The organism is Pseudomonas sp. D4002, assembly GCF_013385665.1.
Lineage (GTDB): Bacteria > Pseudomonadota > Gammaproteobacteria > Pseudomonadales > Pseudomonadaceae > Aquipseudomonas.
This window is the reverse complement of record NZ_JACAPN010000054.1, coordinates 1-15,528: the sequence shown is the minus strand read 5'-3', so window position 1 is coordinate 15,528 and position 15,528 is coordinate 1. Positions and strand designations below refer to the sequence as shown.

Sequence of the window (15,528 nt, the reverse complement as noted above, 5' to 3'; positions counted from 1 at the left end):
AAGCGAGGTGCCGAGTGGTGGGGCAAGAGCGTTTTGCTTACTTTTGCGCTTTTCAAAAGTGAGCCGCTGTAAGAGCGGAACCAATAGCGGCCATAACCGCAAAAACGGATATGTACCCAGGCAGATCAGAAATTCTGCCCCATGGAGAACTGGAACACCTGCTTGGTCGCATTCTCCGGCGTACGAACCGGCAACGCCAAGTTGATACTCAACGGCCCCAACGGGCTGTACCACGTAGCCCCAACCCCCACAGATGCACCCAGCTGACTCAGGTCAACCCCATTACAACCCTGGGTAGTACTGAGGGCACACTTGTCCGAATACACGTTACCCACATCCCAGAACACAGACGTACGCACCGATTTATTATCTTTAAGGAACGGCATCGGAAACAGATATTCCGCCCCCCCGGTAATCAGGATGTTGCCCCCCAACGCCTCGGGACTGCGGTCGCTGTAGTACTGCTGGCCCGCACTGGCATACGCCCCGGTCGCCGGCGTACTGCGCGGCCCAAGCGTGCCGCTTTCAAACCCGCGCACCGAACCTTCACCCCCGGCCGTGTAGTTTTCATAAAACGGCAGGCCGTCCGTCGAGCCGTACCCGTTGGCGTAACCGAGCTTGGTATGCAAACGCAGCGTCGTCGAATTGGTGATCGGCACAAATGTCTGCCCGGAATAATCGAGTTTGTAGAAACTCAAGTCACTGCCCGGAAGCGTCACCGTCAGGTTCAGGTTCTGCGAGTAACCACGGGTCGGCATCACGCCTTTGTTCAACGTCGACTCCGACCACCCAAGGTTGGCCTTGAAGTTGGTGAACTCACTGCCTTCGCGCTGAAGAAAATCGTAAATCTCATCAGAGCTGTAGATGCCCGGGTCGATACTGTCGTGTTGCACCGTCAGGCCGAAACTCAACCGCGAGGTTTCATTGATCGGGTAGCCGAGTGTGGCCCCCAGGCCGTAACTGTTGATGGAGTAGTAGGAAACACCGCTGCCATCGTCGTAGTAGTTGTTGTAATCGGTGGCACTGTAGAACGCGTTATAGCCCAGGCTCACCCCGTCCGGCGTGAAGTAGGGGTTGGTAAAGCCAATGTTGTACTTGCTCTGGTACTGCGAGCGGGTCAGGCCCAGGCTGGCATAATCTCCGGTGCCCAGGAAGTTGTTCTGGGTGATCGAACCGCCAAGGATCAGCCCGGCATCCTGGGCAAAACCGACGCTGGCGGTAATCGAGCCGGACGCTTGTTCTTCGACCGCGTAGTTCACATCAAGCTGGTCGTCGACCCCCGCCACGGCTGGGGTTTCGACGTTGACCTCCTTGAAGAAGCCCAGGCGCTCAAGGCGAACCTTGGACTGGTCGATCAGGTAGGTCGACGCCCAGCCACCTTCCATCTGGCGCATTTCCCGGCGCAGCACCTGGTCGTCGGTCTTGGTGTTGCCACGGAAGTTGATGCGGTTCACATAGGCCCGTTTGCCCGGGTCGACCGCAAACACGATGTCCACGCTGTGGTCTTCATCGTGGGGCGTGGGCATGCCGTTGACGTTGGCGAAGGTGTAGCCGTCGTTACCCAGGCGCCGGGTGATCAGGTCCGAGGTGGTGGTCATCAGCTTGCGCGAGAACACCTGGCCTTTCTGCACCAGCAACAGGGCTTCAAGCTGGTCCTGGGGCACTTTCAAGTCGCCGCTGAGCGTCACGTCACGCACCGTGTATTTCTCGCCTTCGTTGATGTTGACGGTGATGTAGACGTGCTTCTTGTCCGGGGTGATGGACACCTGGGTCGAGGTGATGTCCATGTTGATATAACCACGGTCCAGGTAATAGGAGCGCAGGCGTTCCAGGTCCCCGGTGAGTTTTTCACGGGCGTACTTGTCATCGTTGGTGAAGAACGACAGCCAGTTGCTGGTCTTGAGGGTGAACGTGCCGATCAGTTCCTTGTCGGTAAACACGTGGTTGCCCACCACGTTGATGTGCTGGATCGCGGCCACGGAGCCTTCGTCGATCTTGACCTTCAGGCCCACGCGGTTACGCGGCTGCGGCAGCACTTCGGTGTCGACCGTGGCCGAATAGCGACCCTGGGCCACGTACTGGCGCTGCAGTTCGTTGCGCATGCCTTCCAGGGTGGCGCGCTGGAAGATCTCGCCCTCGGCCAGGCCCGACTGCTTCATGCCCTTGAGCAGGTCTTCGGTGGAGATGGCCTTGTTGCCTTCGAACTCGATGCTGGACACCGATGGGCGCTCGACCACATTGATGATCAGCACCGTGCCGTCGCGGCTCAATTGGATGTCCTGGAAGAAGCCGGTCTTGAACAACGCACGGGTGGAATCCACCAGCCGTCGGTCATCCGCTTCGTCCCCCACGTTCAGGGGCAAGGCACCAAACACGCTGCCCGCCGAGACCCGTTGCAGACCATTGATACGGATATCCGAGATTTTGAAGGCTTCAGCGTGTGCAAGTGTGACATTGAGCAGCAGCGCAACCGAGCAGAGCAGGCGCGAAAAATTCATCAAGATCTTTTCCAGAACACATCGACAAGCAGCGCAAGCGCGCCGGGATGACTCGCCGCAGACGGGTCACCACAACGCGGCCAGACGGGTGGACGGCAAGCATAAGAGCGGCGCGGGTTTGGTGCGGTTAACCAAGTGTCAAGTTAGGTAAAGGTTGGCCCCGGGGCGATGAGGCTGGGCGATACTGTGGGGGTACCCTTTCACGAGCTCGCCATGATCCGCGTATTGCTAGTCGACGATGACCAGGAACTGACTGAAATGCTGGGCCAATACCTGGAGCATGAAGGCTTTGAGGCGACCTGCGTGCACACCGGCGAGGAGGGTGAGGTCGAGGCACTGTCGGGGCGCTACAGCATTGTGGTGCTGGACGTGATGCTGCCCAGGCTCTCGGGCATCGAGGTGCTCCGGCGTATCCGGGCCAGCAGCCAGGTGCCGGTGGTGTTGCTCACGGCCCGGGGCGACAACATCGACCGGATCACCGGGCTGGAACTCGGCGCGGACGATTATGTGCCCAAGCCCAGTTCCCCGGGTGAACTGGTGGCGCGGCTGCGCGCGATCATGCGCCGGGTGCAGCCCGTGGACCCGCCGGCCGCTGACGTGATCAAGACCGGCGCCCTGGTGCTCTGGCCCGGCAAGCGCCAGGCCCTCTGGAAAGGCTGCGCACTGGGGCTGACCAGTACCGAATTCAGCCTACTTGAAGTGCTGGCCCGGTGCGCCGGCCAGGTGGTGAGCAAAAAGGACCTGTCGCTCAATGCCCTGGGCTGCCCGTTGACCCGCTATGACCGGCGCATCGACGTGCATATCAGCAGCATTCGCCAGAAGTTGGGCCCGCGCCCGGATGCCAAGGCCTGGATCCAGAGCGTGCGTGGCCTCGGTTACCTGTTGATCGCCGAATGATGAAACCCAGCCGGCTGTTCTGGAAACTGTTCCTGGCCTTTTGGCTGGCCACCAGCCTGACGTTCCTGGTGGGCTTGAGCATTCTCGTGGCGGGCAGCCTGGGCCCCGGGGACCATCATCTGGATGCGATCCTGGCCAGCGAAGAACAGTTGCTGGAACAGTACGGTGTCGAGTCGGGCCGCCAGCTCCTGGCGGTGTGGCAGCCACCCCACGGCCAAGCCATTGGCGTTTATGACAGTGCCGGTCAATTGCTGGCCGGCACGCCGGTCCCGCAGTCGGCCTATGAACAGTCGCTCATCAGCAAGGACGGGGTCAGGCTGTCCCTCAGGTCTTCCCATCCTCCCCACGAACCCGGGCGCCTGGGCCACTGGATCCCGCTGATCATCGGCACGCTGATGAGCGCGCTGTTCAGTGGGTACATGGCCTACTACCTGGCGTGGCCGCTGGCTTATCTGCGGCGGGCGATGGGCGACGTTGCGCTGGGCCGCTTCGAAACCCGGGTGCGGCCGATGATGGGCAAGCGCCGTGATGAAATCGTCGACCTGGCCGAAGACTGCGACCGCATGGCCAACCAGCTCAAGCTGCTGGTGGAAGCCCAGCAACAGCTGTTGCACGACATCTCCCATGAACTGCGCTCACCGTTGACGCGCCTGCAAGTGGCCATCGGGCTGTTGCAGCAAGACCCGGCACGCCAGGAAATGCTCGGGCGCATCCAGCGTGAATCGGCGCGCATGGACACGCTGATCGAGGCGCTGCTGACCCTGGCGCGTGTGCAGGGCCGTCCCGAAAGCATCGAGCGCGAGCCGGTGGATATCGTCGAATTGCTGGCCGTGATTGTCGAGGATGCTCAGTTCGAGGCGGGTATCAAAGGCTGCAGTGTCAGCTTGCAGGCGTGTCCGGACTTTGTCAGTCGGGCCAGCGGCGAGCTGCTGTATCGGTGTTTCGAAAATGTCATTCGAAATGCCGTGCGCTACACGCAGCCTGATACCACGGTGCGGGTTTCGGCGGAGGTCAGCCCCGACGCCCGTTGGCTGCGGGTATTGATCACCGATCAGGGTCCGGGCGTTGAAAACCTGCGGTTGCGGAGTATTTTCGAGCCTTTCGAACGTGGCCCGCATGACACCGATGCCGGTTTCGGACTGGGCCTGGCGATCGCCTTGAGGTCCGTGGAAATGCATGGCGGCACCATCGAGGCGCACAACGAGCCGTCCGGCGGGTTGAGCGTGGAAATCATCCTGCCTCGGGTGGGATCTTTACACGATATTACATTGGCTTGACCGCCCTGTACGCCCTGCGCCTTTAGACTTTTCTCCTGCGTGAGCTGATGTTCAGTGACGCCATTGGCGTGGAGGTGGCGATGTTTCAGGTGCACAAAAAAGGCTTCGTGGCCGGCAAGAAAATGGTCGACGGCCTGGTGCCTTACGATTTCTTCTGTGAAGACAGCCCGGCGATCAACCTGTTCGTGTTTACCGGCTCTGCGGCCCTCGGCCAAACCGTGGAAGAGCAGACATTGTGGGGCTTTACCCGGCTGGAGCGGTTTGAAGCCATGACCGGCGCCCTGGTGGCGAACAAGAAGAACGACGGCTGGTTTCAAAGCGTCAACGTGCTCACCGGGCCCAACCAGAACGGCACCCAAAGTGTGAAATTCCAGCGTGTGCTGAAGATCATCAAGCACGCCACCGCCACGGGCCGCGCGACCAGCAAGTTTGAATACGAGATTCATACGGATGAAGGCGACACCTACTTCACCCGCCGACCCGCTGCACCCGACAGTGCGCAAACCGTCATTTATGCAGCGGATCAATAGCGCGGCTGCCGGAGTTCAAAAAGAGCGAAAAGGGGACAGATTTATTTATAAAATAAATCTGTCCCCTTTTTACCGTCCCCTTTTTACCGTTACCTGCCGGCAGCCTCTACCGGTGTTGAAACCTTGGCAACGAAGCAATCCGCATCTTCGGCTCCTGCAACCTGGCCAGGTCACTGGCAATCTGCGCCCGCCAGAAATGCGCCCCGGCCAGTTGCGCATCTACCCACGCCTGGCGCAGCAACACCTTGGCCTTGTCCACCGACCCGTACTGGGCCTGGCGCAGAATCAGCTGCGCCTTGATCCGCAACATCTGCGGCACGAACCAGCGCTCATGCCGGCCCAGCGCCAATTGCAGGGTGTCTTCCAACACCTCCAGCGCCAGTTTCTCCAGGCCCAGCCGCGCCAGCCCCAGGGCGTATTCACAACGCAGCAAGCTATAAAGCTGGCTGTCGCCTTGGCCATGCAGGTGATGCAAGGCCTCACCCAGCAACGGCACGCCTTCTTCGGGCGACCCCTGGCGGATCAGCAGGATGCTCTCGAAGCACAGCCGAAACTGACGCCAGATGTGCAGGTCCTGCTGGGTCGTGCTGTCTTGCAGCAAGCCCAGGTAGTACCGCACCTTGGGCAGGTTGGACGCCAACAGCGCCAGCGGAATTGCCCCCAGGCACAGGGTGTACCAGAGTGTCGCGGGGTGATCGAGGGTGATGGCTTCATCGACGCAACTGCCGATCAGGCGCAGTGCCGGGTCGACGTCGCCTTCCAGCAACTGCACCTGTGCCTTGAGGCAGCGGGCGGCGATGCGCTGGTCAAAATGCACGTCGATAATATGCGAGCGCGGGGCTGACGGTGACCCCAGCGCCTCGTCGATATTCTGTCGGGCGCCGGCCAGGTCCCCCATGTGAAACAACGCCAGCGCGCGCATGCGTTTACCCAGCAGTTGCTGGTTGCCGCTGTTGTTCAGGCTGATGTAGCGCTCGGCCAATTCCAGCGCTTCGGCGTACTGGTTGCAGCCGCAGCGGTCACTCCACAGGCCCCACAGCGCCCGCAGCTTGTGCTCGGCATCGCCCAGGTCGCGGGCGTCTTCACGCACCTGGCGCCAGGCTTCGCGCATTGGCCCGCCGGTGCCATAGGTGAGCATCAGCACGCTGGCCAGAGCGGTTTGCAACAGCATGCGCTGGCGCAGCGGCAGCGGGGTGATGGCGGCGCTGGCCAGGCCTTTGTCGACCCAGGTGCGGCACTCGCTGACCAGCGACAGGCGCAGCCACAGCGGCACACCGCCCAGGGTCAGTTCGATGCCGGTGGGCAGGTCGCCCGAGGCTGAAAAGGCCCACTCCAGCGCGGTGCGGATGGTGTTGATTTCCGGGCCGTAGAGGCCGATCCAGGTCTCGGGAGAAAGCCCGTCGAGGGTCTGCCCGGCTTCCTGCAATACGCCCAGCGCATACAGTGCATGACGCTGGCGGGTGGCGTCGGCTTCGCCGTGTTCGTTGAGTTTCTCCAGGGCGTAGGCGCGGGTGGTTTCCAGCAGGCGGTAGCGCTTGAGCAACTGCGATTCACCGGCGATCAGCAGCGACTTGTCCATCAGGCTTTCAAGCAAGGGCAGGGCATTGCGTGCATCGAGGGTGCTGCTGGCGGTCATGGCCTTGACCGCGTCCAGGGTAAAAGAACCGGTGAACACCGCCAGTTGGCGCAACATGGCCTGTTCGTCGCCGGTGAGCATCGAGTAGGTCCAGTCCAGGGTCGCGCTCAGTGAACGGTGGCGGGCGAGGGCGGTGCGCCGGCCGGTCATTTGCAGGCGGAAGCTGCCGTCGAGCAACCCCACCAGGTCCTGGATGCCAAAGGTGCGGACCCGCGCCGCGGCGATTTCGATGGCCAGGGCGTTGCTGTCGAGCTTGCGGCAGATGGCGCTGGCGGCGGCGACGTCGGTGTCCTTGAACACGAAGCCGGGGTCGAGGGCCTTGACCCGTTCGATGAACAGGGCGATGCCGGACCACGTCATGGCTTGCTCGGCACTCAGGCTTAAGTCTTCGTCCGGCACCAGCAGCGGTGCGAGGTCGTGCACCCGTTCGCCCTCGGCCCGCAGCGGCTCGCGGCTGGTGGTCAGCACGCAGCACTGGGGCGCGCAACGCAGCAGCACCTCGACCGCGTCGGCGGTGGCTTGCAGCACGTGCTCGCAGTTGTCGAGCACCAGCAGCAACGGGCTGTTGGCGAGCATCGAGGCCACGCTTTGCAAGGGCTCGTCACTTACGCTTTGAATGCCCAGGGCGTTGGCGAGCATGCCGGCCACCCATTGGCCGCTGGTGGCGGGGGCCAGGTCGACGAAGCACATGCCCTGGTGAAAGCGGCCCTGCAGCAGTTGCGCCACGGCCAGGGCCACGGTGGTCTTGCCGATGCCGCCGGGGCCGGTGATGGTCACGAAACGCTGGCTCAGTACCTGGTCGGCCAGGCTCAGGATCAGCTGTTCGCGACCAATCACTGTGCTGGGCGGCGGTTGCAGGTTGGGCACGTCCACCGTCGGGGCGGGTACCAGCGCCTGGGCGATGGCGCCTTCACTCACTGCCTGCATCGTCACCGGCGCGACAAACCGATAACCCCGGCCCGGCACGGTGACGATGTAGCTGAAGTTGCCGTCATCCCCCAGCGCCCGGCGCAGCGCAACGATCTGCGCGCGCAGGTTGCATTCCTCCACCACCACCTTGGGCCAGGCGAAAGAGATCAGCTCGGACTTTTCCAGCAACTCGCCAGCCCGGCTGGCGAGGGCGATCAGCAAGTACAAGGCGCGGCTGCCGAGGGTCACCGGCTCGCCGTTGCGCAGCAATACATGCTGGCGCGCCAACAAGAGAAAGGGGCCAAAACCGATTGCATTCTCGGTGTGGTCCGGGGCCTGGGGGACGAGGTCCGTGAAGGACACTGCGGGGTATTTGCTCGAACTCATCAATTTGTCCTTTTTTGTAGTCGGGCTTGTTATTGGCGATCAGGCCATTCGCCCTTTTGGGTGCTTACGTGCGGCAGCAGGCTTGGAGAGTTGAAGTCGATCAAAAAGGTGAGAGTTGTCGCCCTCCTTTGGGGCATGGACGTTGTTATAGGGCGCGGGGCCGTTGGGTTTCAGGCGATGAGACTGTTTCAATTTAGAAACATTTTATTACTAGAAAACCTGATGTAGCAGAATGTATGCCAGTTGGCATGTAACAAAGATGACAACAACCGTATGAAATTTATGGGGATTTTTGAGGTCGTCGAAAGCGGGGGAAGGTGGGTGTTCGGAAAGGCGAATATTTCTAATTGTGTCGTTCGGGATGCCGAATAAAACGGCGGTGGTTTGGCGTGGTTTTTTTGGCTGTGTATCAGACTGTGTATCAGCACCCACCTGATACACCGGCATGAATAGAAGGAGGAAACGCGACACAGACGGGATACACGCCTGGCTTTAAATCTGTCTACCAGATGGCGCAGGCGGTCACCCACCGCACAAGCGCCCTGGCCACATTCAGTCAAGCCAGGAGATTCAACAATGAAGCGCCATTACGCAGCCCTTGCCGCCACCCTCGCACTGTCCCTCGGTGCCTTCGCCGCCACCGCCCATGCCGAGGATGCCAAGCCTCAGGAAAAATGCTTCGGCGTGTCCCTCGCCGGTGCCAACGATTGCGCCGCCGGTGCCGGGACTTCCTGCGCCGGCACCGCCAAGGCGGATTACCAGGGCAACGCCTGGGTGCTGGTGGACAAAGGCACCTGCACCCAGATCAAAACCCCCAAAGGCTTCGGCAGCCTGACGGAACAACCATGATTGCCCTGGCCCCTGCGGTGCTCAAGCGTGTGCTGCCTGAGGCGCTGCTGTTGCTGGTGGCCCGCCTCGGGATCGCTTCGGTGTTTTTCCTCTCGGGCCGCACCAAGGTGACCGGTTTCCTGCAGCTCAAGCCGTCGACCTACACCTTGTTTCGCTCGGAATACGCCTTGCCGCTGGTGCCGCCGGACTGGGCAGCGCACCTGGCGACCTACGCCGAGCATCTGTTCCCGCTGTTGCTGGTGCTGGGCCTGCTGACCCGCCCGGCGGCTGCCGCGCTGTTGGGCATGACCCTGGTGATCGAGGTGTTCGTGTACCCCGACGCCTGGCCGACCCACCTGACCTGGGCGGGCTTGTTGCTGCCGCTGCTGGCGTATGGCGGCGGGGCCTGGTCACTGGACCGCTTGCTGTCCGGCCAACGCCGTTAACCCTTTCACAACAATGATCAGGCCCCAAGGCCTGTGGAGAGTCGCATGCGTATTCTTTCTTCCCTGGCGATCGCCATGGCACTCGCTACACCGTTGGTGGCCTCGGCCGCCGATGCAGCCAAGCCCCAGCCGGGCACCGGTAAAAGCGTGGTGATCGTGCCTGGTTCCTTTGTCGACGGCTCCGGCTGGCGAGTGGTGCACGACATCCTGATTCACAAGGGCTACAAGGTCACCGTGGTGCATCAGGGCCATGAAAGTCTCGCCGCCGACGTGGCCGAGGCCCGCGAAGTGCTGGAGCAGCAGGTCGGCCCGGTGGTGCTGGTGGGTCACAGCTCCGGCGGCGGGGTGATCTCGATTGCCGGTGACCGCGACAAGGTCAAGTCGATGGTCTATGTCTCGGCCCTGCAACCGGAAGTCGGCGAGAACATGAGCCAGCTGCTGTCGTCGATGCCGGCGCCGAGCAATGACGTGATGCAGACCCGCGACGGGCATCTGTTCTTTGATCGCACCAAGTTCAATGCCGATTTTGCTGCCGACCTGACCACCAACCGCACCGACTTCATGGCCGCCTCCCAGGTGCCGGCCACCACCGCGCTGTTCGGCGGCACCGTGTGGGCCGCGGCCTGGCACAAGAAGCCGACCTACGCCGTGGTGTCCACCGAAGACCGTGCCCTGAGCCCCGATCTGCAGCGCTGGATGTACAAGCGCGCCGGCTCGAAAGTCACTGAAATCAAGGCCAGCCACTCGGTGTACATCTCCCAGCCCGAGGCTGTGGCGAAGGTCATCGAAGACGCGGCATCCGTCATCAAATAAACCCCACCCCCGAGGAGTAATACCCATGAGCACATCCATCAAATCCCGCTTGAGCCTTGCCACTGCTGCCGCCCTGATCGCCATGGCGTCCGCTTCCTTCGCGGCCGCCGCCAGCGCCGCCGACCAGCCGGAACAGCCGGGTCGCTGCTACGGCGTGAACAACTGCAAGGGCGAAAGCCTGTGCGCCACGGCCAAGAACGATTGCAAGGGCCTCAACAGCTGCAAGGGCCAGGGCGTTGTGGTCAAGACCCCGTCCGAGTGCCTGAAGCTGGGCGGCACCACTACCGAACCGAAGTAACACCCCGGCGGGCCCAGGTTGGGCCCGCCGCCTATTTATGCAACGGAGCCCACATGATGCCGACACCCAACCCGCGTTTTCCAGGCTATGGCCTGGGGCTGCGCAAGGAACACTACAGCGAGTTCCTGGAGAACCCGGTGGCGGTGGATTTCGTTGAAGTGATCTCCGAGAATTTCATGGTCGCGGGCGGCCAGCCCCGGCACATCCTGCGCCAGATTCGCGAGCGGTATCCGGTGGCGCTGCACGGGGTGTCGATGTCGATCGGCACGGCCGAGGGCCTCGATCGCGATTACCTGAAACGCCTCAAGTCGCTGGTGGACGAGATCGAACCGCTGTTTGTGTCCGACCACTTGAGCTGGTCCCGCAGCGGGGGTTTCAACTCCCATGATCTGTTGCCGGTGCCTTACACCCATGAGGCATTGGACCGGGTCTGCGCCAATATCGACCTGGCTCAAGAAGTGTTGGGCCGCACGATGCTGTTTGAAAACCCGTCCAGCTACCTGGCCTTTGATGGCGCGTCCATGAGCGAGTGGGAATTCATCGCCGCCATGTCCCGGCGCACCGGCTGCGAGCTGTTGCTGGACGTCAATAATGTGTTTGTCAGCGCCAGCAACCATGGCTTTGACGCTCTCGCGTTTCTCGACGGGATTCCGGCCGAGCGGGTCCGGCAAATTCACCTGGCCGGCCATAGCCAGGGCCGCGATTTGCTGATCGACAGCCACGACAGCCCGGTGTGTGATGGCGTCTGGGACTTGTATGCCAAGGCCGTTGCGTTGCTCGGCCCGGTCGCCACGATGATCGAGCGCGATGACGAGATCCCGCCCCTGGCAGAGCTGCTGGAGGAGCTGTCGATCGCCCGCATGCTCGGTGCCTCCGAGGCCTACAAGCGTGCGCAGGTGCGCTCATGAATCTCGCGCAATGGCAGCAGGCTTTTCATACCTGGCTGGTGAGTGCCTCGGAGCAGTCGGCCGAGATGTTGGGTAACAAGGCCGCGGGACTGGCGGTGTATCAGAACAACTACCGCGCGCAATTGGTGGGTTGCCTGGAACAGGCGTTTCCCAACCTGCGGCGCTGGGTCGGGGACGAGGCGTTCCTGGCCGCGTGCGTCAGCCATATCGACCGGCATCCGCCCCATGCCTGGACCCTGGACGTCTATCCCGAGGGTTTTCACCTGACCCTGGGCGAACTGTTCCCCAACAATCCCGACGTGCATGAACTGGCCTGGATCGAGTCGTCGCTCAATGAAGCGTTTGTCGCCGCCGATGCCAGCCCGTTGCCCATGGACGTACTGGCGTCGGTGGATTGGGACACGGCACGCCTGCAACTCACGCCGTCGCTGCGCTGCCATGGGCTGACCACCAACGCCGAGGCGATCTGGTCGGCATTGTGGCAGCAAACCCCGGCGCCCGAGGCGGTGACGCTGGCCGAAGCCGGTGGGTTGCTGGTGTGGCGTCGGCAGTTCACTTCGCGCTTGCGCCAGGTCGATGCGCTGGAGTTCCAGGCCTTGGTGCACCTGCAAGGCGACGGCAGTTTTGCCGGGTTGTGCGAGTTTCTGGTAGCGCGCCTGGGGGAAGAGCAGGGCGTCGCGAAAGCCGGTGAGCTGTTGGCCGGCTGGATCGGCAGCGAGTTGATTGTGGGGGTCGTTGAAGACCTTTCTGTCTCGCATTTTTCGGAGCTCTAACACCATGTCTTTTTTCAATCGCCGGCGCTTTCTGATTTCCACCGCCATTGCTTCAGTGGCGTTGTCACTGCCGGTCATGGCGACGCCCGCCCGTTGGACGATCCGCCAGGTCAGCACCGACCTGCTGGATATCGGCTACTACGAAGCCGGCCCGGAAGGCGGCCGGCCGATCATTTTGCTGCATGGGGCTGACGGCGACCTTGAGCGTTTTGCCGAGGTCTCGCCGCATCTGGTGTCCCAAGGCTTTCGGGTAGTCATCCCGTACCTGCGAGGCCATGGCAGCACCACGCAACTGGACAAGGCTGCGCCCGCCGTCACTCAGGAAGTCGTTCTCGGCCAGGACGTTCTGGACCTGATGAACGCCTTGCACATTCCCGAGGCTGTGCTGGGTGGGTTCGATCTCGGCGGTCGTGCCGTCACGGCAGCGGCCACCTTGCGGCCGAGCCGCTGTGTGGCGCTGGTCACCGTCAACAGCGCGCCGCAGCCCGCCCTGGCCGAGGTGCTGGTGCAGATGGCGCAGATGGGCAAATGGCGCACCTGAACATGAATATTTGGACAGCCGCGCATTTGCCCGCTGAAAAAAAAGGCCGCTGCCCGTAATCTAGACGCCTTTGCCACGTGTGCGGATTGTCCATGTCTTCAGTAGCTGATGGGTTGCCCAGTGATAAGCGTCTAGCGGCGGTTGTCGCCATTTCCCTGGGGATAGGCATGGCGACCCTCGACACGGCCATCGTCAACACCGCGTTGCCGACCCTGGCCGAAGGGATTGGCACCGACTCCGCTTCGGTGATCTGGGTGGTCAATGCCTACCAGTTGGCGACCATCGCTGCGGTGCTGCCCTTTGCGTCCCTGAGTGATGTGGTCGGCCACCGCCGGGTGTTCCTCGGCGGCTTGCTGGTGTTTGTGGTGGCGTCGCTGTTTTGCGGGCTGGCCTGGTCACTGCCGACGCTGACTGCCGCCCGGGTGGTGCAGGGCCTGGGTGCTGCGGCAATCATGAGCGTCAACATTGCGCTGCTGCGGCACATCTACCCGGCAAAAATCCTCGGCCGAGGGCTGGGGTATAACTCATTGGTGGTGGGGCTGGCCTTTACCCTGGGGCCGACGGCGGCGTCGGCGATTCTGTCGGTGGCTACCTGGCACTGGTTGTACCTGATCAACCTGCCCCTGGGGGCACTGGCCCTGTGGCTCGGGGTGCGGGCGATTCCGGTGATCCCGATCACCGGGCATGCCTTCGACCGGCTGGCGGCAATTCTCTGCGCCGGGTTGTTTGCCCTGCTGGTGCTGGGCCTGGGCTCGGCGGTGCACGGTGCGCAGGCGGTGTTGACGCTGGGGCTGATCGCCGTGGCGCTGCTGTGCGGGCTGTTGCTGATCCGCCGTCAGGCCGGGCACCCGGCGCCGATGCTTGCGGTGGATCTGTTCAAGCGCCCGCTGTTCACCTTGTCGGCCCTCACCGCGATTTGCGCGTTCAGCGCCCAGGGGCTGGCGTTTGTGTCGCTGCCGTTCCTGTTGCAAACGGTGTTGGGGCACAGCCAGGTGGCCACCGGTTTCCTGATGACGCCGTGGCCGGCGGTGGTCGCGGTGATGGCGCTGATTGCCGGGCGCCTGGCGGACCGTATCTCCCTGGCGTTGTTGTGCGGCATCGGCCTGGTGATGTTGAGCGCGGGCATGGCCGCGCTGGCGACCCTGGGCAACGATGCCTCGACCTTCGATATCGGTTGGCGCATGGCCCTGTGTGGCGCCGGGTTCGGTTTTTTCCAGTCGCCCAACCTCAAGGCGATCATGACCAGCGCACCGATTGCCCGCAGCGGGGGAGCCAGCGGGATCGTTGCCACGTCGCGGTTGATGGGGCAGACACTCGGCGCTTCGTTGGTGGCGTTGTGTTTCCACCTGTCCCTGAGCAGCGGCCCGCAGTACGCGTTGTGGCTGGGCTGCGGGTTTGCCCTGGTGGGCGCGGTGGCCAGCGGGTTGCGCCTGATGCAGGACGGCGCCAAGGTTTAATCATTTGGGCCTTGTAAAACCTTGAGGTAGACGGCTACCGTGGCCGTCTAAATAATTCTGAATGTTTCAGCTTTTATGTCTGATCTGGCCCAACGCAGTGCTGATTCCCACTCCCGCCGTGCCGCGCTGACCCTTGGCCTGTGCCTGCCCAGTGACGTGTTGCTGTACCTGGTGCTGCCGATGGAGTCCCAGGCGTTCGGTATCACCCTGGCCCAGGCCGGGGTGCTGCTGGCGGCCAACCGCCTGGTGCGGATCTTCGGCTACAGGCATGTTCTGAATTTCTACGCCCGTAACGGTGATCGGCTGACGTGCTCCATTGCCGCCGGCGCGGCGGCGGTGTGTGCCCTTGGCAACTCGATGCTGTCCGGGTTTGCGGCCTTGCTCGGGCTGCGGTTGGTCTGGGGCCTGTGTTTTGCGGCGTTGAACCTTTCCACTCAAGTATTGGCTACCTCTGAACCGCTGGGTGCGGCGCGGCGGGCGGGGCGGTCGCGGGCGTTGATTGCCCTGGGGCCGATGCTGGCCTTGCCGTTGGGTGGGTGGCTGACGTTGCAGGTGGGGCCGCGGCCGATCTTCTGGATTCTGGCGGTGTGTTGCCTGGTGGGGTTGTGGATGGCGCGGGGGTTGCCGACTGCGGGTCACAATTTGCATGGCACGCCGGGGCGGCGGTTCAAGTTGCCTGACAGTGTGGCGACCTGGTCGTTTATCGAAGGGGTGGCGCTGGATGGGTTGTTTATCTTTGGCCTGTCGATTCAGGCGCAGAAGCTGCTGGGTGGCAATGCGGTATTGATTGCCGGTGGGTTGATGGCGCTGCGATATGTTTCGGAGTTGCTTCTGAGTCCGCTGGGGGGGCGTGCTGCGCAGCAGTTTGGTGCTACGTCGATGTTGCTGCTGTTTTCGTTTCTCAGTGCGTTGGCGTTGGGGGCGTTTGGTAGTCATTGGGTGATTGTGGGGGCGGCGGCGGTGTTGGTGTTGCGGGCGTTGCAGTTGCCGTTGGTGACGACGCTGGTGGCGGAGCGTAATCCGGGGGCGATGCGGGTTTCGGCGTTGGCGTCGAATGCGGTGTGGCGTGATGTGGGGGCGGGGCTTGGGCCTTTGCTGGCGGGGTTGTTGTTGCCGGTGGCGTCGGCGCCTTGGGTGTTTGGCGTGGCGGGGGCGGCGATTGCGGTCAGTGCGGTGTTTTGCTGGCGGGCCAGGGGTTTAGCATGAGATGGGGGGAGGGGGGTACATATCCGTTTCTTCGGTAACGGCCACTTAGGGTTCCGCTCTTACAGCGGGTCACTTTTGGCAAACGCCCGGAATGCCGGCCCAGCCAAAAGTAACCAAAAGGTCT

General features: G+C 62.5%; 14 protein-coding genes. 12 read left to right on the top strand and 2 right to left on the bottom strand.

Translation table 11 applies throughout. From position 1 onward, the window contains the following. Nucleotides 1-125: 125 nt before the first annotated feature. Nucleotides 126-2,498, bottom strand: a complete 2,373-nt coding sequence (gene bamA / locus HX824_RS30470; protein ID WP_177021189.1) for an outer membrane protein assembly factor BamA — start codon at nt 2,496-2,498, stop codon at nt 126-128. 213 nt (nt 2,499-2,711) lie between these two features. On the opposite strand from bamA, the gene HX824_RS30465 reads away from it, so the two are divergent. The 3 genes from HX824_RS30465 (at nt 2,712) to HX824_RS30455 (ending at nt 5,202) form a co-directional block, all read left to right on the top strand. Then, nucleotides 2,712-3,395, top strand: a complete 684-nt coding sequence (locus tag HX824_RS30465; RefSeq protein ID WP_003211262.1) for a response regulator transcription factor — start codon at nt 2,712-2,714, stop codon at nt 3,393-3,395. Continuing rightward, nucleotides 3,392-4,672 carry a HAMP domain-containing sensor histidine kinase gene (locus HX824_RS30460; protein WP_177055911.1) on the top strand — a complete coding sequence of 427 codons (1,281 nt, stop codon included), beginning with the start codon at nt 3,392-3,394 and terminating at the stop codon, nt 4,670-4,672. Before HX824_RS30465 ends, HX824_RS30460 begins: the two co-directional genes overlap by 4 nt. An 80-nt stretch (nt 4,673-4,752) precedes the next feature. Beyond that, nucleotides 4,753-5,202 (top strand): hypothetical protein, encoded by a 450-nt coding sequence (locus HX824_RS30455; RefSeq protein WP_043225222.1) that lies wholly within the window; start codon nt 4,753-4,755, stop codon nt 5,200-5,202. Between the two features lie 106 nt (nt 5,203-5,308). On the opposite strand, the gene HX824_RS30450 is transcribed toward HX824_RS30455, so the two are convergent. Beyond that, nucleotides 5,309-8,134, bottom strand: a complete 2,826-nt coding sequence (locus tag HX824_RS30450) for a winged helix-turn-helix domain-containing protein (RefSeq protein ID WP_177055909.1) — start codon at nt 8,132-8,134, stop codon at nt 5,309-5,311. Nucleotides 8,135-8,710: 576 nt separating this feature from the next. On the opposite strand from HX824_RS30450, the gene HX824_RS30445 reads away from it, so the two are divergent. The 9 genes from HX824_RS30445 (at nt 8,711) to HX824_RS30405 (ending at nt 15,404) form a co-directional block, all read left to right on the top strand. After that, entirely contained in the window at nt 8,711-8,983 is a 273-nt protein-coding gene (locus tag HX824_RS30445) for a DUF2282 domain-containing protein (RefSeq protein WP_003211270.1), read from the top strand. Next, on the top strand, nt 8,980-9,408 hold the full coding sequence (locus tag HX824_RS30440; protein WP_177036964.1) for a DoxX family protein: 429 nt from the start codon (nt 8,980-8,982) through the stop codon (nt 9,406-9,408). Before HX824_RS30445 ends, HX824_RS30440 begins: the two co-directional genes overlap by 4 nt. Nucleotides 9,409-9,453: 45 nt before the next feature. After that, nucleotides 9,454-10,221 carry an alpha/beta fold hydrolase gene (locus HX824_RS30435; RefSeq protein ID WP_003211274.1) on the top strand — a complete coding sequence of 256 codons (768 nt, stop codon included), beginning with the start codon at nt 9,454-9,456 and terminating at the stop codon, nt 10,219-10,221. A 25-nt stretch (nt 10,222-10,246) separates the two neighbouring features. After that, entirely contained in the window at nt 10,247-10,519 is a 273-nt protein-coding gene (locus HX824_RS30430; RefSeq protein ID WP_003211275.1) for a hypothetical protein, read from the top strand. 56 nt (nt 10,520-10,575) lie between these two features. After that, nucleotides 10,576-11,427: a DUF692 domain-containing protein gene (locus HX824_RS30425; RefSeq protein WP_087695391.1), complete on the top strand. Its 852-nt coding sequence runs from the start codon at nt 10,576-10,578 to the stop codon at nt 11,425-11,427. Further along, nucleotides 11,424-12,200: a DNA-binding domain-containing protein gene (locus tag HX824_RS30420; RefSeq protein ID WP_177055906.1), complete on the top strand. Its 777-nt coding sequence runs from the start codon at nt 11,424-11,426 to the stop codon at nt 12,198-12,200. Before HX824_RS30425 ends, HX824_RS30420 begins: the two co-directional genes overlap by 4 nt. Nucleotides 12,201-12,204: 4 nt before the next feature. Next, entirely contained in the window at nt 12,205-12,741 is a 537-nt protein-coding gene (locus tag HX824_RS30415; protein ID WP_177055904.1) for an alpha/beta fold hydrolase, read from the top strand. A 92-nt stretch (nt 12,742-12,833) separates the two neighbouring features. Beyond that, nucleotides 12,834-14,198: an MFS transporter gene (locus HX824_RS30410; protein ID WP_102606436.1), complete on the top strand. Its 1,365-nt coding sequence runs from the start codon at nt 12,834-12,836 to the stop codon at nt 14,196-14,198. 75 nt (nt 14,199-14,273) lie between these two features. Further along, nucleotides 14,274-15,404, top strand: coding sequence for an MFS transporter (locus HX824_RS30405; protein WP_177055902.1), 1,131 nt, complete (start codon nt 14,274-14,276; stop codon nt 15,402-15,404). Nucleotides 15,405-15,528: the final 124 nt, after the last annotated feature.

Bases quoted from the DNA above. Each gene is read 5' to 3' on its own strand.
- bamA (WP_177021189.1), bottom strand. From the start codon at position 2,498: ATGAATTTTTCGCGCCTGCTCTGCTCGGTTGCGCTGCTGCTCAATGTC.
- HX824_RS30465 (WP_003211262.1), top strand. From the start codon at position 2,712: ATGATCCGCGTATTGCTAGTCGACGATGACCAGGAACTGACTGAAATG.
- HX824_RS30460 (WP_177055911.1), top strand. From the start codon at position 3,392: ATGATGAAACCCAGCCGGCTGTTCTGGAAACTGTTCCTGGCCTTTTGG.
- HX824_RS30455 (WP_043225222.1), top strand. From the start codon at position 4,753: ATGTTTCAGGTGCACAAAAAAGGCTTCGTGGCCGGCAAGAAAATGGTC.
- HX824_RS30450 (WP_177055909.1), bottom strand. From the start codon at position 8,134: ATGAGTTCGAGCAAATACCCCGCAGTGTCCTTCACGGACCTCGTCCCC.
- HX824_RS30445 (WP_003211270.1), top strand. From the start codon at position 8,711: ATGAAGCGCCATTACGCAGCCCTTGCCGCCACCCTCGCACTGTCCCTC.
- HX824_RS30440 (WP_177036964.1), top strand. From the start codon at position 8,980: ATGATTGCCCTGGCCCCTGCGGTGCTCAAGCGTGTGCTGCCTGAGGCG.
- HX824_RS30435 (WP_003211274.1), top strand. From the start codon at position 9,454: ATGCGTATTCTTTCTTCCCTGGCGATCGCCATGGCACTCGCTACACCG.
- HX824_RS30430 (WP_003211275.1), top strand. From the start codon at position 10,247: ATGAGCACATCCATCAAATCCCGCTTGAGCCTTGCCACTGCTGCCGCC.
- HX824_RS30425 (WP_087695391.1), top strand. From the start codon at position 10,576: ATGCCGACACCCAACCCGCGTTTTCCAGGCTATGGCCTGGGGCTGCGC.
- HX824_RS30420 (WP_177055906.1), top strand. From the start codon at position 11,424: ATGAATCTCGCGCAATGGCAGCAGGCTTTTCATACCTGGCTGGTGAGT.
- HX824_RS30415 (WP_177055904.1), top strand. From the start codon at position 12,205: ATGTCTTTTTTCAATCGCCGGCGCTTTCTGATTTCCACCGCCATTGCT.
- HX824_RS30410 (WP_102606436.1), top strand. From the start codon at position 12,834: ATGTCTTCAGTAGCTGATGGGTTGCCCAGTGATAAGCGTCTAGCGGCG.
- HX824_RS30405 (WP_177055902.1), top strand. From the start codon at position 14,274: ATGTCTGATCTGGCCCAACGCAGTGCTGATTCCCACTCCCGCCGTGCC.